Source organism: Pseudanabaena sp. Chao 1811, assembly GCF_027942295.1.
Classification (GTDB): Bacteria; Cyanobacteriota; Cyanobacteriia; order Pseudanabaenales; family Pseudanabaenaceae; genus Pseudanabaena.
Genome location: NZ_CP101416.1, coordinates 2,605,606 through 2,629,588 on the forward strand (window position 1 = coordinate 2,605,606; position 23,983 = coordinate 2,629,588).

General features: G+C 41.3%; 23 protein-coding genes and 1 tRNA gene. 14 read left to right on the forward strand and 10 right to left on the reverse strand.

All coding sequences use genetic code 11. The features are described from left to right. Window positions 1-32 precede the first annotated feature (32 nt). From NMG48_RS11930 to NMG48_RS11950, 5 genes are all read left to right on the forward strand, one after another. The gene (locus tag NMG48_RS11930) at window positions 33-1,562 is read left to right on the forward strand and encodes a tetratricopeptide repeat protein (protein ID WP_271251771.1); all 1,530 of its coding nucleotides are present in this window, start codon (window positions 33-35) and stop codon (window positions 1,560-1,562) included. A gap of 57 nt (window positions 1,563-1,619) precedes the next feature. Then, the gene (locus tag NMG48_RS11935) at window positions 1,620-5,303 is read left to right on the forward strand and encodes a PAS domain S-box protein (protein ID WP_271251772.1); all 3,684 of its coding nucleotides are present in this window, start codon (window positions 1,620-1,622) and stop codon (window positions 5,301-5,303) included. Window positions 5,304-5,340: 37 nt separating this feature from the next. After that, a tRNA-Arg gene (locus tag NMG48_RS11940) sits at window positions 5,341-5,414 on the forward strand. Window positions 5,415-5,584: 170 nt separating this feature from the next. Beyond that, entirely contained in the window at window positions 5,585-6,010 is a 426-nt protein-coding gene (locus tag NMG48_RS11945) for a hypothetical protein (RefSeq protein ID WP_271251773.1), read from the forward strand. Between the two features lie 363 nt (window positions 6,011-6,373). Continuing rightward, window positions 6,374-6,934, forward strand: a complete 561-nt coding sequence (locus NMG48_RS11950; protein WP_441339190.1) for a sterol desaturase — start codon at window positions 6,374-6,376, stop codon at window positions 6,932-6,934. Between the two features lie 35 nt (window positions 6,935-6,969). Here NMG48_RS11950 and NMG48_RS11955 read toward each other — a convergent pair whose 3' ends face one another. Both NMG48_RS11955 and NMG48_RS11960 read right to left on the reverse strand, forming a co-directional pair. Next, window positions 6,970-7,638 carry a response regulator transcription factor gene (locus NMG48_RS11955; protein ID WP_271251775.1) on the reverse strand — a complete coding sequence of 223 codons (669 nt, stop codon included), beginning with the start codon at window positions 7,636-7,638 and terminating at the stop codon, window positions 6,970-6,972. 118 nt (window positions 7,639-7,756) lie between these two features. Continuing rightward, window positions 7,757-8,686: a sensor histidine kinase gene (locus tag NMG48_RS11960; protein WP_271251776.1), complete on the reverse strand. Its 930-nt coding sequence runs from the start codon at window positions 8,684-8,686 to the stop codon at window positions 7,757-7,759. A 398-nt stretch (window positions 8,687-9,084) separates the two neighbouring features. Between NMG48_RS11960 and NMG48_RS11965 the strand changes: the two genes are divergently transcribed. From NMG48_RS11965 to NMG48_RS11975, 3 genes are all read left to right on the forward strand, one after another. Further along, window positions 9,085-9,204, forward strand: a complete 120-nt coding sequence (locus tag NMG48_RS11965) for a peptidoglycan-binding domain-containing protein (RefSeq protein ID WP_271251777.1) — start codon at window positions 9,085-9,087, stop codon at window positions 9,202-9,204. Window positions 9,205-9,266: 62 nt separating this feature from the next. Beyond that, window positions 9,267-9,674 (forward strand): M15 family metallopeptidase, encoded by a 408-nt coding sequence (locus tag NMG48_RS11970; protein ID WP_271251778.1) that lies wholly within the window; start codon window positions 9,267-9,269, stop codon window positions 9,672-9,674. 72 nt (window positions 9,675-9,746) lie between these two features. After that, window positions 9,747-10,421 carry a hypothetical protein gene (locus NMG48_RS11975; protein ID WP_271251779.1) on the forward strand — a complete coding sequence of 225 codons (675 nt, stop codon included), beginning with the start codon at window positions 9,747-9,749 and terminating at the stop codon, window positions 10,419-10,421. An 80-nt stretch (window positions 10,422-10,501) separates the two neighbouring features. Here the strand turns inward: NMG48_RS11975 and NMG48_RS11980 are convergent, their stop codons facing one another. The 4 genes from NMG48_RS11980 to NMG48_RS11995 form a co-directional block, all read right to left on the reverse strand. Beyond that, entirely contained in the window at window positions 10,502-11,281 is a 780-nt protein-coding gene (locus NMG48_RS11980; protein ID WP_271251780.1) for an ABC transporter permease, read from the reverse strand. A gap of 90 nt (window positions 11,282-11,371) precedes the next feature. After that, window positions 11,372-12,232, reverse strand: coding sequence for a peptidoglycan-binding domain-containing protein (locus tag NMG48_RS11985; RefSeq protein WP_271251781.1), 861 nt, complete (start codon window positions 12,230-12,232; stop codon window positions 11,372-11,374). A 242-nt stretch (window positions 12,233-12,474) separates the two neighbouring features. Beyond that, the gene (gene cobA, locus NMG48_RS11990) at window positions 12,475-14,040 is read right to left on the reverse strand and encodes a uroporphyrinogen-III C-methyltransferase (RefSeq protein ID WP_271251782.1); all 1,566 of its coding nucleotides are present in this window, start codon (window positions 14,038-14,040) and stop codon (window positions 12,475-12,477) included. A 12-nt stretch (window positions 14,041-14,052) separates the two neighbouring features. Further along, window positions 14,053-14,424 carry a hypothetical protein gene (locus NMG48_RS11995; RefSeq protein ID WP_271251783.1) on the reverse strand — a complete coding sequence of 124 codons (372 nt, stop codon included), beginning with the start codon at window positions 14,422-14,424 and terminating at the stop codon, window positions 14,053-14,055. A gap of 352 nt (window positions 14,425-14,776) precedes the next feature. Between NMG48_RS11995 and NMG48_RS12000 the strand changes: the two genes are divergently transcribed. The 4 genes from NMG48_RS12000 to NMG48_RS12015 all read left to right on the forward strand — a co-directional run bounded on the left by NMG48_RS12000 (window position 14,777) and on the right by NMG48_RS12015 (window position 18,123). After that, window positions 14,777-15,064 carry a nucleotidyltransferase family protein gene (locus NMG48_RS12000; protein WP_271251784.1) on the forward strand — a complete coding sequence of 96 codons (288 nt, stop codon included), beginning with the start codon at window positions 14,777-14,779 and terminating at the stop codon, window positions 15,062-15,064. Window positions 15,065-15,234: 170 nt separating this feature from the next. Beyond that, complete coding sequence (locus NMG48_RS12005; RefSeq protein ID WP_271251785.1) at window positions 15,235-16,104, forward strand: helix-turn-helix domain-containing protein; 870 nt, start codon at window positions 15,235-15,237, stop codon at window positions 16,102-16,104. A gap of 5 nt (window positions 16,105-16,109) precedes the next feature. Continuing rightward, window positions 16,110-16,940: a SirB1 family protein gene (locus NMG48_RS12010; protein ID WP_271251786.1), complete on the forward strand. Its 831-nt coding sequence runs from the start codon at window positions 16,110-16,112 to the stop codon at window positions 16,938-16,940. A 202-nt stretch (window positions 16,941-17,142) separates the two neighbouring features. Next, window positions 17,143-18,123 carry a PFE-CTERM domain-containing protein gene (locus NMG48_RS12015; RefSeq protein ID WP_271251787.1) on the forward strand — a complete coding sequence of 327 codons (981 nt, stop codon included), beginning with the start codon at window positions 17,143-17,145 and terminating at the stop codon, window positions 18,121-18,123. A 66-nt stretch (window positions 18,124-18,189) separates the two neighbouring features. Here the strand turns inward: NMG48_RS12015 and NMG48_RS12020 are convergent, their stop codons facing one another. From NMG48_RS12020 to NMG48_RS12030, 3 genes are all read right to left on the reverse strand, one after another. Beyond that, a complete protein-coding gene (locus NMG48_RS12020; protein ID WP_271251788.1) occupies window positions 18,190-19,137 on the reverse strand; it encodes an alpha/beta hydrolase in 948 nt (315 codons plus the stop codon). 12 nt (window positions 19,138-19,149) lie between these two features. Continuing rightward, entirely contained in the window at window positions 19,150-19,767 is a 618-nt protein-coding gene (locus tag NMG48_RS12025; RefSeq protein ID WP_271251789.1) for a hypothetical protein, read from the reverse strand. 173 nt (window positions 19,768-19,940) lie between these two features. Beyond that, window positions 19,941-20,504 carry a peroxiredoxin gene (locus tag NMG48_RS12030; protein ID WP_271251790.1) on the reverse strand — a complete coding sequence of 188 codons (564 nt, stop codon included), beginning with the start codon at window positions 20,502-20,504 and terminating at the stop codon, window positions 19,941-19,943. A gap of 301 nt (window positions 20,505-20,805) precedes the next feature. Between NMG48_RS12030 and NMG48_RS12035 the strand changes: the two genes are divergently transcribed. Together NMG48_RS12035 and NMG48_RS12040 are read left to right on the forward strand one after the other, a co-directional pair. After that, window positions 20,806-21,222 (forward strand): phosphomannose isomerase type II C-terminal cupin domain, encoded by a 417-nt coding sequence (locus NMG48_RS12035; RefSeq protein ID WP_271251791.1) that lies wholly within the window; start codon window positions 20,806-20,808, stop codon window positions 21,220-21,222. A gap of 411 nt (window positions 21,223-21,633) precedes the next feature. Further along, entirely contained in the window at window positions 21,634-21,951 is a 318-nt protein-coding gene (locus NMG48_RS12040) for a DUF3082 domain-containing protein (RefSeq protein WP_271251792.1), read from the forward strand. A gap of 28 nt (window positions 21,952-21,979) precedes the next feature. On the opposite strand, the gene NMG48_RS12045 is transcribed toward NMG48_RS12040, so the two are convergent. Beyond that, entirely contained in the window at window positions 21,980-23,983 is a 2,004-nt protein-coding gene (locus NMG48_RS12045) for an FAD-dependent oxidoreductase (RefSeq protein WP_271251793.1), read from the reverse strand.

Consider the following 23,983-nt stretch of genomic DNA (forward strand, 5'->3'; position numbering starts at 1 on the left):
TTGGCTTGAGTATTCAGTCAACTTGGAGAGACATGAAGTACGCTGGAAACGTTTGGGATAAAGACGCTCTAAAAAATCCAGAGACAGAATATCAAACCCTATTAGCTTTACTAAAGCAGAAACAAGGTTTTGGGATGCTTTTTGTTCGTTGTTCTCCTGCTGAGGGGGAGCAAATTATAAAAAGGACAAGATCAGATACCCTACAGCAAACAGTTCATGTACTAAGACTTAATCAGCCTGTCGCAGACTTTTATGAAGTACTTGTCGATAAGCCCGATGTCCATGATGCCAATGTGTTATTTATCACAGGCATCGAAGAATTTTTAGAAGGTGAAATTACAAATAATGTTGATGGTGAATTAGGCGAAAAGCTCAAGCATATTCCTCGTCCTCTTGCTCACTTGAGCCTGTTGCGGTCTAGGCTCCGAGAGAAGTTCGCAATTCGCTTTGTTTTTCTATTGCCATTGTTTGCCCTCAAGTTTTTTATTAACGACTATCCCGAATTGTTTGATGATGCCGTAGAGGTATTTGAGTTTCCTACGGATATGGAATTGTTGCGGCAGGAGACTTTTCGGTGGGTTGGTGGCGATCGCTTTGAAGCCTATGGTCAGCTTAGTGCCGAAGAGCGTGATCGTAAGTATGAAGATCTGCAAAAGTTGATTGATGCTCAACCATTAATATCTGAGCGCCGTATTGAGTTATTGCTAGAACAGGGGGGACTATTAGTCGCGGGTAATCGCTGCCAAGAGGCGATCGATAATTGTGATCTCGCATTACAGATTCGCAATGATAATCATTTAGCTTGGTATAACCGTGCCGTGGCTTTAGACCTAAGCGATCACCATGAAGAAGCTGTAGAGAATTATAGGCAAGCGCTTTCTTTCAAAGAAGATTTTTATGCGGCGTGGCATAACCTTGGGACTTCTTTGAGTATGTTAGGTCGCTACGAAGAGGCTATTAATAGTTACAATATCGCCCTCAGACATAAGCCTGATTACTACTATTCCTACGGTGGTAAGGGGCTAGTTTGTAGTGTGCTAGGCAAATATGACGAAGCGATCGAACATTGTGAAAAGGCTCTAGCCCTAAAGCCCGACTATGTACAGGGTTGGTTTAGTCGTGCCTATGCCCTTGAGAGTATTGGACAATATGGTGAAGCTGTAGCCAGTTATGACCGCGCCTTGGAGTACAAACCCCGCGATCATCAAATTTGGTATAGCCGTGCTAAGGCTCTGGAGCATTGGGGAAATTATACGGAAGCGATCGCTAGCTATGACCAAGCCCTAGAAATCCGCCCTGATGACTATTACGCTTGGAATAATCGGGGGCTAGTCCTCAACAAACTAGAACTGTATGAAGAAGCGATCGCCAGTCATGATCGGGCTTTAGAAATTAATCCTGATGACCATTTCGCTTGGTATAGTCGAGGTAATGCCCTCAGTGGAATTGGTAAACTAGAAGAAGCGATCGCATCCTATGATAAAGCCATTCAGATTTCACCCCAAGAAACTCAAGTATGGCAAAATCGTCGCTTAGCCTTGAGAACACTTGGTTTTGAATAAAAGAGCGTTGCATTCAAGCATTCTCAGATCAGCTTTGGCTGTGATAAAACCCAGACTATGACAACACCACACCTGCCTTCCCAAAATTCTAAGGTCGTCACCACTGGAGCCACACTCAGTTGTAAGAGTAATGGATTGAAAATACCTCTAATTCTGCTCATTACTGTGCCATTTTTGTTAAGCACATTTGGAATTGTTGGCTTAATTAGTTGGTTAACCTTCCGTAATGGATATGATGCAATCCTCAATCTTTCCAATCAGATCCATCGTAAGGTTACTGAGCAAGTTCAAGATCGCTTAAATTCATATTTAGAACTTCCTTACACACTTAATCAGCTTAATGCTAACAGTATTGATTTAGAACAACTCAATGATAGTGATGAACAGAAAGTCCAAACTCTCTTTTGGAAACAACTACAGGACTTTCCCCATATCAGTAATATTTATGTCGCTACTACTTCAGGTCAATATTTTGGAGCGAGAAGAATCAAAAATCGATTTGCAGTGGACAATGCCACTACCACTTATATGACCGATGAGTTTGGGCGACCCCAGACATTACTAATGGCAAAAAATCGTCTTAAGTTAAGCGATCGCCCTTGGTATCCAACCGTAGTTGATGCAGGAAAAAGTATCTGGAGTGAAGTATATACAGATTTTATTACAGAGGAACCTGCAATTACAGCAATTAAACCTATCTATAGCTCTTCTGGAGAACTTCGAGGTGTTTTAGGCGTATCAATGCGGTTGGGAGACATTAATCGGTTTTTGCAAGAAACAAAAGTTAGTCCAAGGGGACAAACATTCATTGTTGATCCTTCAGGAAAGCTCATAGCATCTTCTAACTTGGACGTTGCTATTGCTACACAAAATAATCAAAATAAGAAGCTTGAGCGAATTTTAGCAACCCAAAGCCAAGATAAATTAACTCAGACTGTGTCTGAGTGGTTAAATTTACAATCTGAAAATAATCATCATCGGATTTTACAATCGACGCTTAAGTTTAATGGAGAACTCCATTTCTTACAGGTCGGTCAACTACAAAATACCTCTAAATTAAATGGATTGGATTGGCGCATTATTGTAGTAGTTCCTGCCTCTGACTTTATGTCACAAATCAAGGAAAATGCTGCTTCAACGATCATGCTGTGTTTCCTTGCCCTAAGTTTGACCACTATATTTGGCATTATTTCCGCTCGTTGGATTAGCCGTCCAATTACGCAATTAAGCTATGCCAGCCAATCGATCGCTAATGGTAATCTGAGCCAAAAAGTTGAATATTCTTGCATTGTGAAGGAACTCGCAATTTTGGCAACATCTTTCAATCAGATGAGCCGCCAGATGCAAAAGTCACACACTAGGCTAGAGGAATATTCGCAACTGTTAGTGCAAAAGGTTGATGAACGCACACAGGCTTTACAGCAGGAAATCCTTGAACATGAAAGAACCGAGGCTGCTTTACGAGAATCAGAAGAAAAATTTGCTAAAGCTTTTCGGTCTAGTCCTGATGGAATGGCTTTAATCACTACTGGCACTAATAAGCATATTGATGTCAATGACAAATGGACAGAAATTACAGGCTATAGTCGCGAAGAGGCAATAGGCTTAGCTCCATCGGATTTGAACTTGTGGCTGGATCTGAAAGAGCGGGATCGGATGCTGCTAATTTTAGAATCACAAGGAAGAGTCTTTAACTATGAAGCGAGTTTCGTAACTAAGTCAGGCAAAATAATCACGGGGCTGATCTCTTCCGAAACTATTGAATTTGGTGGACAACTCTTTGCGATCTATGCGGTCAAAGATATCAGCGATCGCAAGAAAATCGAAGAAAATATTAAAGAGAGCGAAAAGAAATATCGCGATCTAGTGGAGTCTGCGAACTGTATCATTTTGCGATGGGATACCCAAGGTAATATCTGCTTCTTGAATGATTATGGGTTAAAATTCTTTGGGTATGAAGCGGAAGAAATAATTGGTTCCTATGTACTCGATACACTCGTATCTGCCCAAAGTGTTACAGGAGAAGATCTTCGCCAGATGATCGAGGATATCTGTCACTGTCCAGAAAAATACCAACTCAATGAGAATGAAAATATCTGTAAAGATGGACGGCGTGTCTGGGTAACTTGGTCTAATAAGCCGATCTATGACGATAAAGGACAATTAATTGAAATTCTATCTGTAGGGACAGATATTACCGATCGCAAACGTGCTGAGAAGGAACTCCAAGTTGCGAAAGAAGCTGCTGATACTGCCAACCGTGCGAAGAGTGAATTTCTTGCCAATATGAGTCATGAGCTACGGACTCCTTTAAATGGCATTTTGGGCTATGCGCAAATCCTGAAACGTAGTGATGACCCCCACAAGCATCGTTCGGGATTGGAAATTATTCAGCGTAGTGGTGAACATTTATTGACTCTGCTAAATGACATTCTCGATCTTTCCAAAATCGAAGCGAAGAAATTAGAACTTAATCCCAGTGAATTTGATCTTCCTAAACTACTGCAAAGTATTACGGATATTTTTCAGTTGCAAGTCCATGCGAAGGATGTGGAGTTAATCTATCAACCGCTTACGCCCATACCGACAATTATGTATGGTGATGAGAAACGGTTAAGACAGGTGTTAATTAATCTCTTTGGGAATGCCGTTAAATTTACTGATCTTGGCAGTGTCTCATTTTCCGTTAGCGCTCAAGCCTGTGAGCCTAGATCTTCTATATCTAGTGATGACAAAAATTATTATAAAAACTATAAAATCCGCTTTGCGATTGCCGATACGGGGGTAGGGATTGATCCTGACAAATTAGAGGATATCTTTTTACCATTCCAGCAAGTTGGTGATCGCGCCCGCCGTTATTCTGGTACAGGTTTAGGACTGCCAATCTGCCAAAAAATTGTGGAAATGATGGGAGGAAAACTCCAAGTTGAAAGTACCTTAAATCAAGGTAGTACTTTTTGGTTTGAAATTGAATTGGCGGAAGTTCCTAAACTTAATGCCACAGTACCTATGGATAGCCGCACAATTATTGGTTACTCAGGCAATCGCCGCAAAATTTTGGTTGTGGATGATAAGACCGAAAATAGAATGGTGTTAAGCGATTTGTTAACTCCATTAGGGTTTGTGGTGGCGGAGGCAAGTAATGGCTATGACTGCATTAATCAAGCCAAAATCTTTGCACCAGATTTAATCTTGCTAGATATGGTTATGCCGCAACTTGATGGGCATGAGACCACGAAGCGACTACGTCAGTTACCCATGTTCCAAAACACGGCGATCGTTATGGTCTCTGCAAGTGCTTTCAATCAAGATCGAGATCTGAGTCTGGAAGTAGGTTGTAATGCTTTTATTGCTAAGCCCGTAAATCCTGATACTCTTTTCCAAACCGTGCGATCGCTGCTCAATTTAGACTGGCGATACGAAGATACAGATCTTGCATCTGCTTCATCCATAAATACATTTGATGTGCGTTGTAATTCTGAGGCGAGCGTTCAGCCCTTGATCGCACCATCTAAATGTGTCCTAGAGAAGTTGCTCCAACTGGCGCGTATAGGCGATATTCTGGCGATTCAGGATGAAGTGATGCTGCTCCAAGAAACAGATCCTGTTTTCCGTCCCTTTGCGAGGCAAATTTTAGACTATGCCCGTGATTTTCAGATTAAACGCATCCGTGATTTTTTAATGTCTCAACAACAGTCTATAGAGGATTTATCTCCACTAGTATACGAGAGGATTGCTTAGTGCCTCTCGTATCTATGGTATTATTTTTATTCAGTATGGGTATGTAGCTCAGTTGGATAGAGCATCAGATTCCGGTTCTGAGGGTCGGGGGTTCGAGTCCCTCCATACTCGTAATAACAACAAAGTTTATTGAGCCTTGCAAGGTAAACTTTGCTAAGTATCTTGGCATAATTACAAGCCAGATCTAAAATCTGCGGCGTATACTTCGCGATCGCCGCAGATTTTAGGGCTTTATATTTAATTAAGCCTACTTACTTAGTACATAAACTGAATTTTCATCTATGGAACGTGGATTATTGTGGTTGCCTTTGCTGGTAGTTTTCTTTTGGCTAGCATGGTCAGGCTGGAATGAATACCAAAAAATTGAGTCCTATAAACGGTGGGCATCACAATTTGAGCGCCATAAATATGATATCTATGCTGTGCTAGGGCAGAAAGATGATCGTCTGACATGGGGTAAACCAACACGTAAAGATCCTGTGGATCTGCAAACCGTATCATTTGCCGATATTGCCCGTATTCGCTTTCGGATTGACAGTAAGTTTTTTGATGATCAAGATGCAGAGTTTCCCTTAAATGCGAAGACAATTGCTTTGGAATTAGTGCTAAAAACTGGTGAAATGCCTAGTATCAGATTTACGGATGTGGATATTGCTTCAAATTGGTATCGCTTTTTAAGCGATCGCTTAGAAACGCAGGGTAAATAGCCATTATTTAAAGATATAGCTATAGCCAAGTAAGTTAAGACATAAAAACCAGAAGAGAGTTGCGGCGCAAAGCGCCGCAACTCTCTTCTGGTTTTTGGTTTTGTCTTAACATAACTGGCTACGGCTATAATGGTGGTACTTCGCGCCGCCATTGTCTTTTTGGTGGATGTTCTAGGCAAAATTTATATGGCTATATTTGAAAGTCTTAAGTTTTGTTAAGTTCGACTTAAGACTTTTTTAACGATTTGTGGACATCTCAAGCGTATTTCCTTCTCAAAAATCGATCCTTAACCTTGATATAAACGCAACTTTAACTTCATCTCTTAGGCTTAAACCAAGTTGTGAGGATGTAATTTGGAAGCTATTTTAGAAGTTACTTTAGGATTGATTCTAGAGTTGATTAAGGCAATTACAGCAACAGCGCTGTTACTTCTGCTAGGCGACTTCTTCTCGACATTTTTCTATCATGTTCCCGAACATGTATTTGGTAAGTTTCACTCCATCGTGCATCATGGTAAAAACCGCAGCTTTCTCCATTATGCTGTTTTAACTAGAAATCCTCTCGTATTACTAGATGGTATTTTAGGAGCAGTTCCCTATTTTATATTCACGCCTTGGCTATGGCAATTGTCGGCTGTAGGAACGGTTATTGGACTTTTGCTAGGTGAGTTTCATGTTGTATGGAGGCATGTTTCCATTCTTGAATGGCAAACTCCTGAACCAGTTAAAGCATTTTGCGACTTCTTTTTTATCACTACTCCTGAAAGGCATTGGCTACATCATCAAAATGCTTTTGCTGCCTTCGGTGATATCTTCTCTTTTTACGAATATCCAGCCGAAAAATGGTTGCTTTTCTTACGTTTTGTCCGTCGTAAATTTAAGCAGTTCAATCAAGTAGATAGCAGTAAAATTATTAGTGCCTAATTACCTGACCGTAAAAAACTCGCGTAGCGAGTTTTTTACGGCAATATTAATTTCCTCCGTATTGCCTGCATACATAGAGCTACTCTCGTACTAGTAATATTCTCATCAAAGTAATCAATATCTAGTTTCATCTTCAGTCGGAGTATACAGTTCTGCACAGTTTTGAGAGAGAGATTCATTTCTTGAGCGATCGCTTTATCCGTTCGTGAATCTTTGCAAAGTAGAGATAGTACTTGAAGTTCGCGATCGCTTATTTCAATACCTTTGCGTAGCTCTTTGGGGATTTCCAGCTTTCCTTCTAGGGCATGTCTAGCTCCATCCAAAAAGGATTTGCGCCGCTCGATTTTACTAACAACGACAAAGCCACCTTGGTGACGACCCATGAGGTTTGTTAGGGGTTTGAGGTAGTCATATTCACTGGTGTAGATCAGAATATTCAGAAATGGATAATCTTGAAAGACTTTGTGTAAAAATTTCAGACTAGATACAGCATATTGCTCTCCCGTAAATGTGCTAAATAGCAAATCGACAGTAACTAAATCGGGTGTTTCTAATTTGAGCCGTTCTAGTGCCTCCGCATGGTTATTGCAGATGATGCAGAGAGCCGATGGTTCTAGTTTTTGTAAAAATAAACAGTTATTCTGAGCCACTTCAGGGTGATCTTCTAAGATGAGGAATAAGAGTGGCTTAGTCGTCTGTTGCACAAGTTTACTTACGTGTAACTATCAGACATATTATGCTCATTCATAGTAAAATCACAAGAATATTAAATAAGGTTAAGCTAAAAAGCTTTTAAATATCTGTTTAGTCAAAATTTTGTATTTATATGGCTAAATTCCAAGACAGTTGGACACACATTCCCCCTGCATCTAAATTAATTTTTTCAAATCTGCCATTGGGCAATTCAGAAGCGATCGTTTCCATGAGCTTCATGCCATAGCCGCCACGTTTGAACTGTTGAGGTATGCTTTCAATTATAGATTTATCTAATATTTCACCGTTGTTTTCGATGATCAATGTGCAATGTTGCGCCTGTTGCCATAGGTTGATCCTAACTTCAGTAGCTATCCCTTGAGGTGGTTGGGCATGATGAATCACGTTGGCGATCGCTTCATTAAAAAAGCGATAAATATCTTCGCGATCTTCGAGCCAGAGACTATTTAACTGAGGTTCTGTTAGTGGTTGTAGATTTTTAATAACATTGAGTTTTAATTCCCCAGACTCAACTAAATATTGTAATTTTTTAGTAATACCAATATCTAATCCTTCGCGAAGATCGGGTGTAATTTCTAGAGCAAGCTCGCGGGTCTGGTTGAGCTGTTGGCGGAGGCGATCGCCTAAATCTTCTAAGCGATCGAGAATGGGATTAAAGTTTCCATCAGGAGAATTCATTTGCAAAAATTCTAGTTGATCCATTACCAACTTTAGCTCTTGGAGTGGTCCATCATGGATATTGGCAGCAATGCGATGTAATAGTTTCCGAGCTTGAGAAATTACAGCAGCTTGTTCAATTGTATGTAGGCGATCGATTTCACATTGTTGCTCGTAAATCAAGTTTTTTTGCCAATTGAGTCTTAAGGAAAATAGAATCAGTAATCCGATGACTACTAATATTAGCAATGGAATGACTATGGGAATGTGCATTTGCGCCCAAAACATAACTACGCCTAGTATCCCCAAGCTGCTGAGCAGGATGAGGTGAAAAAGCCAAATTCTTTTGGCTTTGCGCTGCCATATTTTGCGAGGAATCATATCTCTTGTATCGAATAAAAATGATCAAAGATTATGCGATCAGAATGAACATAAATCTTAATACTCAAAAGTTCTAACATTCGACACATTCTATCTAAATACTTGGAGTTTCTCAATGTAGAGAATAGTTGTTTTATTTGCGGTTTAACGCAATTTTATTTGCATAAAATACCATTCTATTGCAGAGGTTATTCCAGTTAATCTTGCAGTAAGTTAGCGATCAGGATATGACTTCTTCATTCTAAATTAAATTGAAATCTTTTTCGTTGTAGATCGTCCACATAACTATGAAGATAGATGTTACTACTATTACCGAACTGGTGAAGTAATTTAATTGAGCATTGCTATCTTAGAGCGAGATTTGTAAAGGTAGCCTAAATATAGCGCAGGAGAAAATCATGAGTCAGCAACTTTTTGAGGATGATGTCAGATTTTTACAAAGATTTCTTAAATCAGCAGGTTTTAATCCAGGAATTATTGATGGTATTTGGGGTTCCAAAACAGATCGCGCTGACTAAATAAATCTCAGGAGATTGCTATAGCCTATGGCACATTTCATCAACGCTCTGAGCGCAATATCATGACGCTGCATCCTAAAGCACAAGAGGCAGCAAGACAATTTCTCAAGCGCTTAGGTGATGAAGGGATTAATGCTCGGATCATTTCTGGTACGCGAACCTATGCTGAGCAAGATGAACTTTATACAAAAGGAAGAACCAAACCTGGTCCCAAGGTGTGTAATGCCAAAGGAGGACAGAGCAATCATAATTTCAGTATTGCTTGGGATATAGGGATATTTGATGCTCAAGGTGCTTATCTTCCAGAATCCCCTCTTTATGAGAAAGCTGCACAAGTGGCTCTAGTTGGTAGCCTAGAATGGGGCGGCAATTGGCAGAGTTTTAAAGATAGACCTCACTATCAAATGATTACAGGTTTATCAATTGAGGAAGTTCGGGCGCGATTTGAACGAGGCGAACCTTACATCTAAAAGTGCTGACGAATTTTAATTTTTAGGAGAAAGATTATGTTATCAGTTAATTTTTCATTTGAAAGGCAAAAAATGTTGTCTCCGCTCTCAGTCAAAGGGTTAGCACTTCTATTGATTACTATTGCTTCTTTGTGTTCTCCTACCACGGTAAATGCTCAGCCTCGGGACGATAGGGGCAAGATTGGTGGGCAGGAATTTGTAGATAAGTATCCTTACGAAACTTCAAGGATAACTTTTATCTGTGCGAGAAGTGCCACAGGTAATGCTCGCTTTGCTTTTCTTGAAGCTGGCACTAATTACAGTCATGAGTTTATTGTTCAAGAATATTTCCGTACAGATCGAAAACTTCCTGAGGCTAATACTAATTGGAGTGGGATTTATGGCGCTGGTGTACGAGTTATTATTGATGTACGCAGTTTGGATGGTAAGGTGGCTATTAATTCTTTGTTTGGCTTAGGTGCGGATGCTGAAGCTAAAAAAATTACAGGAACTATTTCCCTCCAAGTCATGGGCATGGGTGGTCGAGTTGTGACTAATGCAATGGCAGTTCCAGTCAACCTCAGTTCTGAATCGATTTCTAACGCTTTGCAGACTATACAAACTCTGAAGACAGGTATCTTTGAAGCTGCTGATAAAGAGATAAACAGAGTATCCTCTGAGCCTGAAAAAGTGCCAGAGATACATATAATTCCGTCTACTATTGACCCTCCAAATCTTAGCAGCAAATGCCAGAACATAATCGACTGATATTCAGTCTCTCAAAACCGAGATCGCCCTTTAATTCTCAAACGAGAAGATTTGGGGCGATCGCTTCTTAATCTATATCATTACGGCAATTTTAATTGCTGGGCAGGGGTGAAAAATTGGCGTGTAACTAGAGTCGTTAATATTAATGCGGTGATGAGATTAGCAGTAGTAATAGCGAATAAAATTACTAACTGATAGCGCACTGCTAATAGTGGCGAAGTCCCGCTTAAAATTTGTCCTGTCATCATCCCTGGTAAAGATACGACCCCTGCTACCATCATCACGTTAATGGTGGGAATCATAGCGGCTCTAATGGCATCAGTTTGATAGTTAGAAATTGCCTGTTGGGGAGTGGCTCCTAAACATAAATGGGTTTCGATTTCCCGCGATCGCTTGACTAAATCCTGTGTAAATCTCTCGGCAGCGATCGCTGCACCATTCATCGAATTACCTAGGATCATGCCTGCGAGGGGAATTAGATATTGCGGTGAATACCAAGTATCGGGCTGAATCACTAAGAAGGTAGTGTAGGCAAGAATGGCGAGAGTACCGACGATCACCGATATCCACATAATCGGCAGAACGTAAGGTACTTTTTCACGCACACGGTTTTTAGCTTCACGGGCTGCCATTAGGCTCATTAAGAAAATGATGAAGAGAATTACGACGGGCTGTTTGATTTCAAATACGGCATCCAGTAAAAATCCCACCACAATCAATTGAATGATGCTGCGAAAGGTGGCGATGATTAAATTCTTGGCGATCGCTAATTTTTGCCAGACCGAAAAACTAACCGCGATCGCGATCATCCCCAGAGCGATCGCCATTTTCGGAATATTCAAATCAATAACAGCGGTCATAAGTAATTCACCGTAGAAGATTGCAGCACTTTTATTATCCACAGATATCCTAGGAAATAAGAAGCCTCGCTTAGCGAGGCTTCTTATTTCCTAGGATTGCAATGCTGCTAAGGTTTGGGAACCGAGGACTCCATCTACAGGCAAGCCATAAAAGGCTTGGGCTTTTTTGATTGCTTCCGTAGTTCGGGAACCTTGAATACCATCGATCGCACCATCATAAAAACCTAAATTGCTTAGGAGAGTTTGACCTTGCTTAATGGAATTATCGGAAACATTACTACTAGGCTGGGTTTCCGCAATCTTGACTTGGGGAACATTAGTATCTGCTTCCAACGCCGCAATGGTGATAGGTCCTGCAACACCATCAGGGATTAAGCCATAGGTTTTCTGGGCAAGAACGATCGCTTCTTGGGTCATGGGACCTTTAATGCCATCGATCGCACCACCATAGAAACCGCGATCGCTCAGCAATTGCTGTAAATTTTTAACTTCCGATGAACTAGATGAATTCAAGGAAATATTTTTTGTTGGTGTTGATTCTGCTACGGCAGATGTGGCAGAACCAGATTCGTAGGTATCTGATTGTAAGGCGGTGAGAGTTTGTGAGCCGATAGTTCCATCAGCTTCTAATTTATAAAATGTTTGGGCGGCGATGATGGCTTCTCTAGTTGTAGGTCCCATGACACCATCAATTGCACCGGGGTTAAATCCTCGTCTGGCTAACAGCTCTTGAATATTGGCAACTTCAGGTGTGTATGCAAAGGCAGCGATTGGCATCGTATTCATTGCGATCGCCCCTGCTGCTAGTCCAACACATACAACCGACTTTGCATGATGCGAAGACTTCGCGATCGATTCGAGCAATTGACAATCTAAAGTCTGATCTAGAGATTCGCCTTGCTGTAGGCGTTCACACATCATTTCACTGTGAAGATAAGCAACAAGTTCCATACATTCAGCCTCAATAAAAAAGTGCCGTTAGGCTAATCAATTGACTCTTCTAGATATGTAAAAAATGTGATTTCGCTTTTTTGTACCAGTTACTGCAAAGAGTAAGACCAAAAATTACAATCTAGAATTACAGTTCTAAAAGAGCCTATATGTTTATTGTATGGAAAAAACCAGTAAATGTCGGAACTTGCTTGTTTTCGTAATGTTTCAGTAAGGTGAGGTACTGTGTGTTTACTCCTAATTTAAGTTTCTTGAAGGATTTTGCCGATCGCTTCGGCTAAACCATCTAGGGTATATTCCATAGCTTCACAATCAACACGCCCCAGTAATTCATTACAAGTCTTAGAAGTCTGTGGTCCAATTGAGGCAATTTTTACCGAAGCAATCCATGCTTGCCAAGTGTCTATGGTCGTCACACGATCCAGCAATTGACAAAAATGTTTTACGGTCTTGGAGCTGGCAAAGGTGATCGCATCGAGTTGTTGATTTTGAATTGCAGCTAGGGCTATAGGATCGATCGCTTCAGGACAGCCCGACTCATAGGCAGGAATCGACTCGATGATTGCCCCATGTTGTTGCAACTGCTCCACTAAAACCTCACGCCCACCCGATTGCACTCGCGGGAATAACAACTTTTTGCCAGTTAAAACATGATTGCCTGTCAGAAAGGCATCAATCAAGGAATCAGCAATAAAATCTGCTGGTACTAAATCGGGCGTAATTCCATAATTTGCCAATACTTCGGCAGTCTTGCGCCCCACTACGGCAACTTTCAGGGAATGTAAGGCGCGGCTATCTTTGCCAGACTGTTGCAATCGTCCGAAAAAGCTCTCAACAGCATTTGCTGAGGTCAAAATCAACCAATCATGATTTGCAAGATCGGCGATCGCTTGATCCAACATTTCCCAACTGCTTGGAGGCACGATCGCTAAAGTTGGCATCTCGATCACTTTTGCACCTTGATTGGTCAGTAAATCTGTAAATTGGCTAGCCTGTGTCGCCGCCCTTGTCACTAAAATCCGTTTGCCCTGCAATGGTAATTTTTCCTTTTCTAGCTCAACAGTTATTCCAAAATTTTCCGATGATTGACCATACTGACGCGATAGTTGCTCATGAAACTTTACGACTTCCCCAATAATAATCACCGATGGCGATAGAGATCCTTCAGGTAATTTTGACTGGATATCTGTCAAAGTACCCGTCCATACCTGCTGCTCAGGTCTCCCACACCATTGCACGATCGCAATTTTTGTATCCCCAGATTTCCCCTGCTCCAATTTTGCCAACAATCCCGCCAGATTATTTGTCCCCATCAAAATTACCAATGTCGGAATTTGAGCGATCGCTTCCCAAGGCAACCGCTCCAAATCATGCCCCGTCATCACCGCAAAACAAGAACTCGCCTCTACTTCCGTAAGGGGTATCCCAGCTAACATGGGAGCGGCGATCACACTAGAAATCCCTGCGACTACTTCCCATGCACAATTAGCGGCTTGCAATGCTGAGATCTCAGGTAGCGATCGACCAAATATCCAAGGATCGCCACTCTTGAGCCGCACCACTTGCTTACCCTGCAAGCAATATTCCACCAGCATCTGATTAATTTCTGCTTGCTTGATGCTTTTCTGTCCACCTCGTTTACCCGCAATGATGCAATTACATTGTGGCGGCGCAAGGTCTAATAAAGTGCGATCGACCAGTGCATCACTAATAATTACTTCAGCAGTACATATCAGATCCCTAGCGCGAACCGTCAAAAACTCCTCGCCACCAATTCCCGCCCCCACAATAAAAACTTTACCTTTCATCCTGAATATTTGTTAGCGGAAACAAATTGTGTTACCACTTTTTATAACTTTTGCACAAATTCCGCCATCAGCAAACTTAGTAATTTTTGCAGAATATCCATCCACAAGTCCAATACCTTCTCCCTGCCAAGAGCGTCCTTTTGACTGAGGGCGTTCAATAACTTTTATTGTTGTTGTAACTTTATCACTCCACTCAAGATTATATTGCTCTTTTCCATCTGCTTGAGAAGTTGATACAAAACAATTTCGGTCTACAATTGAGTTAGACGGCTTATTATTGCCAGAATTGAAGTTGCAAGTAACTTTATAGCTTTGTGCATCTACTGGTGTAGAAATCATTATAATAGGCAAGATAACCAATGGTTTTAAATCAAACTGTGGCATATAACTAGTAGATATTTAGTGCATATAAATACTATATAACAATCTTTATCAAGATAAAAGATTAGATGTCAGAGCTAGGGAAAAAGAGTTGTCAAGATACTTTCCCATCCAAGTCAGTAGCATCACAGAATAATGAAAAAAGGTGATCGTTCTAAAAACTATTACAACTAACTTAATCTTAAATAACCCAAGTTGCTACTTATCAAAAATCGCCTTAAAACAAGTTAAAAATATCCTCGCCAAGTCATAAAAAATATTATTCTTATATAAATATCTAGTATTTTTTTTTGTTTTAAATTATGTTTTGTGTCAATGGGTAGCAACTTGGGTTAAATAGTCTCCAATTAAAACTATGAACTTGCAAGAATTACAAAAATATCGATTAAAGATTACTGACCTAGCGAAACGGTATCATTCTCATAATATTAGAGTGTTTGGTTCTGTTGCCAAAAATGAAAATACCGAAAATAGTGATATTGATTTTTTGATTGATCCTGATCCAGACCAAGATTTATTTGATGTAATTCGCTTACGTCGAGCATTACAAGAATTACTAAATTGTGATGTTGATATTGTCCATAGCACAGCCCTGCACCATACGATCAGACAAGAAATTTTGTCTTCAGCAATTCTCTTATGAGTTACCTCAATCTACAACGACTAAATACAATTCAAAAGTGAAATATTTAAGATTTAGTAGGCTCTAGTAGTTTTTTGCTTAATGCATTGCATATTAGAACTCTAATCCATACGCTCAAGCGTTAAGATATTGATTGGTTCGTAGATGCGGTTTCTGGGTTTCCCAAATCAATGGCTGTTAAACTTGCGCTGGATGAAAAACAAGAAATACTTCGCCTTTATCGCGACTCTGACGCGACTACGGTTAACTTGGCGAAGCAGTTTGGCATTAGTACGAGTACAGTTTCGCGACTGCTACAGGAGCTAATGCCTGCTGAGGAATATCGACAATTGGTAAGCCAAAAACAGGCTAAAGGGAAAAGAGGATCGCGAGTAAATCACGATCTTGGCAATTTTCAGGTAAATCAACTTGCATTGATTCCCGATGATTTGTCAATTATTCCCGATGAGATTAACAACTTTGAGCAAGGTGAAGAAACGGCGATCGCAATGGATGACCAGCAGCTAAATGACAATCTGAATATGACAGAAGCTAACTTTGAGGACACAGATCTAGACGATGACGATCTAGAAGATGTGGATCTAGAGGAGGATGACGATGAATCTGAAGATGATCTAGTCGATGAAGATAATCTTGACCTGAGTGAAGATGAACTAGATTTCTCTGAAGAAGATACAGAATCTAGCCTGACGATGTTTGCCGATTTGCATGGTACTCATAGTGCCAGCGAGCGCCTTGAGATCTTGCCATTAGACGAAGCTGATTTACCCTTGATTTGTTACATCGTTGTCGATCGCATTGCCGAGATCATCACGCGCCCTCTCAAGGATTTTAAAGATCTAGGTGCAATCCCTCCTGAAGAGTCACTATCTAAAACCATTCCCATTTTTGACAATCATCGTGTAGCGAGACGGTTTTCCCATCACAATCAGCGTGTGATCAAGTTTCCTAGCGATCTAATCCACATTACGCGCCCTAAGCTTGTGCAGAAAGGCATTACCCGTATTCTGTTTAGCGGTCAAGTATATACATTGAATTAATTATCGTGTTAAGTCTTTCCCCAGCGAGGCAAAAGTTTTGGCATATTGCCCATACCTCTGACTCTGAAATGACCATTAACCACTTGCTCGAAGGAGCATTGGCGATCGCATGGGAAGAATATCCCAAGATGGATCTCGAACATTATCGGGAAATTTTAGAGGGTATGGTTAGTGATTTACAGATTCGTATTGCCAAGATTTCCTATCCTCTTAAGATTGTGCAGGAGATCAACCAATATCTATTTGTTGAGCAAAATTTTTGCGGCAATGATGATGACTATTACAACCCCTGTAATAGTTTTATCACTGATGTTTTAGATCGCCGTTTAGGTATTCCCCTATCGCTATCGATTATTTATATGGTCATTGGCGATCGCTTAGGTTTTCCGATAGAAGGAATTAGTTTTCCTGGACATTTTATAATTCGTCCTCAACATCCCAATCTAGAAATTTTTATCGATCCCTACAACAAAGGTGAAATTCTATTTCCTGAGGATTGTGCGAATAAATTGGAACAATTATATGGGCAAAAAATTCCTCTGCAACCAGAATATCTAGCGCCTGTTAGTGTTCGGCGCATTCTAGATCGTCTACTTAATAATTTGAAACTAATTTATTTGCGCCGACGTGAACCATCTAAAGCCTTAGCCGTGATTGAGCGATCGCTAATGCTGAATCCTAATGTGCCGACTCAATGGCGCGATCGGGGTTTAATCTGTTATCAATTAGAACGCTTTACAGAATCTCGTATCGATCTTGAAAACTATCTACAACATATTCCTTACGCAGAGGATAGTCAAATCATCTTGCAATTAATTAAAGAAATGAATCTCTAGTTGTGCCATAAAAAACTTATGTCATAATGTTGTACCATATCGAACCATACTAAGCCAAAGCATCTTTTGGTTAATTAATTTGTTGTTGAGTGGTGGATATGCTATTTTCTAAGTCTTAAAATAGCTAGTGTTAGATATGTCCTTGGTATGAAGCTAGGTTACGCATTAATAAAATTTTCTATACATTACCCCTGCAATAATTATGAAAAACCTTGCTATATCGCTTAGAAATTTGAGCTTACTCAGTGGATTATCTGCAATTATCCTAAACACAACATTTGCCGTCGAATCCTCTTACGCGCTTGGGTTGGTTAACCCTAATTTTGAAAACAATCTGGTAGATCCCACACTTGGTTCACTCCCATTAACTGCTACCCCAGCTACTGTAGATGGCAGGATCCAACCCAATACTTTTAGTGGGACTAATCCAAACTTTGTGATCGTGACTAATAACTATATTGATGGTTGGAAGACGACGGCAACAGATCGAGGAATAGAAATATGGGAATCGGGATTTAGTCCTTCTGGGGCTACGGTGGTCGCAGCTCCTGGCAATGGAAGTCAGTTTGCAGAAGTCAATGCAACTACTGCTTCTGCTCTGTATCAAGATCTATTGGTTAGTGCGTCTGGTGGGGCTACCGAGCTATCTTTCGATTTTTGGCATAGAGCACGTATTGCCGCAGGTACAAGTGCAGGGAATGTACAAGTTAATGCGATTAGAGTGCGAATTATTGATGATGCTGGTACAGGTGCATCTCTTTTTGATAAAGTTTTCGCTACTCAGCTAGATCCTAATAGTATTAACGCTACTAATAAAGGCTGGGCGAACTATACTTCTGCAAGTGTTCTTGCTGGGCTTCCGTCGTTAGGAGGAGCTATTCTGGCACCTGCTAGAGGTACAGATCGTTCTGTTCGATTCCAGTTTGAAGCAACCTCTCTAACTAACCAAAAGGCTGATGTTTACACGACAACACTCACCTCAGGAAATGTGACTTCATACAATGTTGAAGGAATAAGTACCACTAACGCTAACCTTTCCTATGGTAACTTCCTTGATAATGCTAATTTACAGACAGTTCCCTTTGATTTTTCACCTAATTTAGGTATAGGTATTCTTGGTTGTTTATATCTAGGTAATAGATGCCTCAAATCTTTAAGGAATAAAAGAAGATCTGAGTCTTAGATTGTAATGACTTTTTATCACTACAGTAAAGGATAGGCGGCGTGAAGCACCACCTATCCTTAATTTTTATAAAGTTTGGAGTATAGTCGCTAATTTGGTTTTGTCTCTCCATCCTGCATAGGCACTATAAATACATCGATCGCCTGAGCCTTGATCGTTTGTTACTTCTTCGCTGACAAATACATGTAGTACCTGTAATGAATTTTTCCATGTCCAGAGCTTTGTACCATCTGGATAGGTTTGGATGACCTTGGCATTGGCAAAGTTTTGATGATCGATTTCGGTGAGGTCGATCGCCCTGAGTTTGGCAATTAACTGAGAAGCCGTATTGGTCGGTACTGTAGCGATCATCGGATTTGACCAAAATTGGCGTACTGCGGTAGCAACTCTGGGATGATTTTTGAGGGTGGGATGGCGCAAATTATCGAGATAGACCAAACTCGCATGGTTAAACTGTGAACAGCCGATGGGGACTGTGCCATCGGTATGATTACCAATATCACCCACGATTGATAGAGTCGGGATCTTAGCGGCGATCGCTTCAGCAATGGCACGGCGATTGGTTCCGAGATCCCGACCAATTAAGGGGAAGAGGCGTAATGGATCAAATAATCTGCCTAAATCTGAGCCACCGATGGGTGAAGCAATGAGGACAAGGCTATGGACTTTATGCCACCATTCTTGATGGCGATCTAAAACTTCCAGCCAGATTAAGCCGCCCATCGAATGTCCAATAATGCGTAATGGTAGATCTGGATATGTGGCGATCGCTTCGGTGGCGACTTGCTCAACTTTGGCAATTAGTGGGGCGATCGCCAGCCAAGTATTAATCCAACCGAGATCGGGGGTATAGATGGGGATATTTGCTTGAGATTGTGGCGATTGGGAATCTTCTACAAGCGATCGGGCTAGGTAATTAATATCGTGATAGGTGTCCGCCCATCCATGCTGTGCAAATAAGATGAAGTCTTGATTTTCAGGAGATGCTTGCGGCTGTGAATTGCTGCTGGACATGGATTTAGATTATTAGCGTCTAATCCTAACGCCTCGATACATTACTGTATTATCAGCTTTAGCATCAACTTTAGGCTTAGGTTTGATTTCAGAACCTGAGCTTACATTAATTTCACTAATTCGAGATAGCTCCGTTAGGGTACTCTCGTTTGATGCTATAGCTACAGGCTCTGCCCCTAAGCTGCTAGCGATTTTTTCTAAGGGATGAGTAATTAATGAACAACCGATTAAGGCAGTGATTCTCGCTACTTCAGATATTAAATTTCCTCGCGATAAGCGGGGTAAGACATCCGATGCTCCGCGCCTCAAGGCCCAACTATGTTCAACATCTTTGATACGTTCTTGTCTGGGGTTAAATAGGACAACTTTTACTGGAACCTGTTGCTTAGTTACCCATTGGCATACCGATGATGATTGCAAAGTTTCGGAATTAGGGCTTTTGAGTGCCATATCCATTAGTAGGAGATCGGGCAGATTTTGGCGATCACAGCTTCCTAAATATTGGACTAAGTCCTGTTTCGCATTTTCCCAAGTTACAGTCAATTGCTGAGTTTCCAAAGCTGCTTGCCACAATTGCCCTTGCTCTTGGTCGATGTGTACCATTAAAACAGCTTTTTTTTGCTCAGCCATATTCCTTACTTGTTTCCCCCATCAAGATGAGTTAACACTATTTTGATAACGTTAATTTTTGATTAAATCAACTTAACCGATTTGGTAAGTCCATTTTGTACCTTACTTAACTAAAATCTAGATTTATAAGCTGAGGTACACGCTGTGCGTGCGCCTCAGCTTATGGCTTGAGCTTAAATTTTAATAGTTGCCATGCCTTCTTGCCAATCAATGGGACAAACCTCATTTTCATGGATTTGGGTGTGTTGAATTGCTTTAAGGGTGCGGATTGTTTCATCAATGCTACGTCCGAAGGCAAGGTTATTGATGGTGGCGTGCTGCACGATGCCTGCCTTGTCAATGATGAATAATCCTCGCAATGCTATACCTGCGTTAGGATCAAGCACATTAAATTTAGTAGCGATCGCTTTAGTGAGATCCGACACAAGAGGGCATTTGATTTCTCCACCGAGTCCACCATCAGCAAGTGGTGTTTGAATCCATGCGAGATGGGCATATTTGCTATCAACGGAAATACCAATTACTTCCGTATTTAATTTGGAGAACTCCTCATAGCGATCGCTAAAGGCGAGGACTTCAGTGGGGCAAACAAAGGTAAAGTCTAGGGGGTAAAAGAAGAGAACGACATATTTTTTATGTTGATAATCGGAGAGTTTAATTTTGGTAAATTCCTGATCGATTACTGCATCTGCTTCAAAATCTGGTGCAGGATCGCCTACCCGTGAGAACTCAGCCATAGATGATTTAACCGATAAATCTAATAAGTTTATTGAGAAATTTATAGCAGTCCTAAATCATTTGTAGATTTTTAGATTTGTGGAAGCGCACCCCTTCGGGGTGCGCTTCCACAAACCATTTAGGATTGCTGTATTGAGAAATTTTGTTGGAAAATTTTGTTTAGAAATAAAACATTTTGTATGGAATTTTAAAGGATTGAATTACAGGCTAATCAATAGCTTGTACCCATTTACTTAGTCCACCAAGATTATTTAGCTTAGTGCTATTCTAGGAGCAGTTCAGCTTTCTAAGTTGCAAGTTATGTCACCAGTAAAAGAAGCTCCTGCCGCGATCGCAAGTTTAGCAAATCTCAACGGGGAATCGCCTCACACCACTGTAGAAAGACCTTGGGGTACATTTACCACCTTGGAAGAGGGACGTGGCTACAAAATAAAACGGATTGAAGTCAAGCCGGGGCATCGACTTAGTTTGCAAATGCACCATCATCGTAGTGAGCATTGGATTGTGGTTTCAGGGACTGCCAAAGTAACCTGTGGCGATAAAGAAACAATGATCAGTACTAATCAATCCACCTATGTACCTAAATGTACATCCCACCGTCTAGAGAACCCTGGCATTATTCCTTTGATTTTGATTGAAGTCCAAAATGGGGAATATTTGGGCGAAGATGACATTATTCGCTTCCAAGATGACTATGCACGGCACGAAAAGAAATAAAACTAAACTGAAATAATAAAAAAGATGTTTGCAAAGCAACCATCTTTTTTTATAGGAGTAGGCAATGCAATATTGAAAAGTGTCAACAATTTGTTGTCGCACCACACAAACATTTGTGCAATGATAAAAGAAAGCCCACTGTTTCCAGTGGGACTAGCATTTTTGTGTTGAGTGCGGATATCTTAAATCATTTTGTGGTCAAAGATATTAAGTTTTTTACCTGTTTGAATGAATTTTTTGTGATTTTAGGTCACAATCTGTAAAAGATAAGTAGTAACGCCAAGCATTGCTACTTATCTTTATTTATTTTTTAGTAATTTGATCGCGATCTAGAAGGGTACTAAGCAATGCCCCTCTCACCCTAGTTGCTATTTATGTTTAGATTTTGTTATTGATTTTGTAAGCCATCATATGTCTGAAGAAGCTAAACTTACCTCTCCTAACACCACACCGTCGCCTTTTAAAAATCTCACAGGAGCTGCGATTGCTGCCACCTTAGCTACTGCTCTCTACGCATTTACCAATATGGTGGCTAATAAGTTAGCGACTGCCCCTTTACAGACCACTAATACCCTCGCAAATCGTCTTTCTACCCTTGTCCGCACAATACTACTGGCTCTTGGTACGGGCATCACGATGATTTTTGCTGTAATTGCCTTGGGACTCGTTTTACTAACGATTAAGCAGGTATTTACGGCTATTTTTAGTAAACCAGATCTCTCAGAATAAAGGCGGCGCATTGCGCCGCCTTTATTCTTTACCAATCGAGCAACAGTCCTTGCGATCGCAGGTGGTTTTGTAACTCGCTAATTCTGCCCCGATCAAGAATTGCTTGTGGAGTCAAAGCAGGGTCATCCTGCACGATAATCCATGCTGCGGTTGCCCCTGCTGCTGCCCCCGCCGACCATTCACCAACATGGATACGAGTTGCGCCGTTAACAATGTGACTAACCGCGATCGCCTTGCCACCCATGAGTAAATTGTCAATCCGTTGGGGAATCAAACTCTCAAAGGGCAAAATAATGGGGCGTACCTTATCCTCATTAGCTGGAGCCGCACTGGGGGATTTAGATGGCTCCCAATTGCGATAGCGGCAACCATGCATATCGATCGCATAGTGGGTTAAGCCAATGGAAGTGGCATTAAATTTACGCCCACCTTCCATATCATTGCGAATGTCCTGCTCACGCATGAAAAATTCTGGCTGTCCATAGGCAGCGCGACCTAAAATTCTCCGACCTTCTCGAATGTAAGGATACATACTTAAACCCGATTGGGTTGGCATGGGACTATCTGGTCCTGACATCATTCTTATGGGAAACTCGGCTGAAGCATATTTATCCATGAGCCATTCTGCAAATAACAGTGCATGATTTTCCCCATCCTTGAGAGCCGTGGTATTTAAGCCGCCTAACCAATTTTGTTGTTGTCCAGAATCACGAATTTGCTTATCCGTCAAAATCAACGGAGGATTCATGATGCCCCAGTCATTGCCACGGTTCCAGTTAACAACGGTCATGTCACCCTTAGCAGGGGTCGCCTTAAATGGGTCATCACGCTTCATGCTGACAATACGGCGATAGTTAAACATGCTATTGCCTTCAAACATGGGGAATCTTCCCAAATCATAGTCTTTGCGATGTTCTTCACGCGAATAGCCCGGTTGAACTTTGCGGAGTTCCTTTAGCGATCGCCCCTCATCATCGGCAATTTTCAGTACAAAGGGGAAGGTAAATGCTTGGGTACATTCAGGATTATCCGCCACCGCATGGACTTCTCCTGTGGTGCTGAAACTTTCTGCCCCTAGACGATGGGGTATATTTGCCCATGCAATTAATTCCGCAGTATCGGTAGAATCAATGACGATCATCTGCTTACCTGCGGGAGCCTGTAAACGAATTGCTTTTTTGTCAAAGGTCTCATCAGAGTTCCAGTTGAACCAGCTTTTGAGTTCCCTTGAGAGACGACCTTGAACTAAGTAGTTAGGATCTCGAGGGATGCGTCTTACCGCATGGATTGCCGTAATGCGATTACCCTTGTCATTAAAACTTGCTCCCTTAAAGGCAACTTGGGTTTCCCATCTACTTTTTGGGGCAGACCGCTGTGACTCGCGCAAAAATTCTTCGGCAGCTAGTTCCCCTGAATAGGGTGTAAAGCAAAGATTGCCAACCCAGCAACTATTCGTATCCGCCACCACAGCCCCCGGTTTGAGATAGGAATATTTTTCGGGTAGGGCGGGTTGACTGGCAATAATATTTTTGAAATGCGTCCAACTCAAGGGGAATTGCTGGCGATAGCGCATGAGCAGTGATTCATCGATCGCACTAACACCCTGCGAACTTACCTGACCGCCTAGCATCGGTGTTAGTTCGATTAAGCAAGTAGTTGCCCCAGTTTTCATGGAGTGATAAGCGGCTGCAACACCACCTAAGGAACCACCAACGATCGCTACATCACATTCCCACACCTCAGCATCAGCAGGTGCTGGGGGATTTAGATTTGGAAAGCCATTGCGATCATAGGGTGGGATGGATGCGTCAGTACCTTGGGCGATCGGTTCTGACGATGGTTTGGGCTGACCGATAATTTGCCAAGTTCTTGCGGCTGCCCCACTCAGCACTACACCCAAAAACAACATTCCTAGAATATGGCTTAGTTTCGGTTTAAAAGTTGTTTTTGGTTGAAGATCTTTGTTTTGCTTAATGCGATCACTATTATCTTCTGTCTGCTTGGCTTTTGGATTTTCTGGTTGATCGCTCAT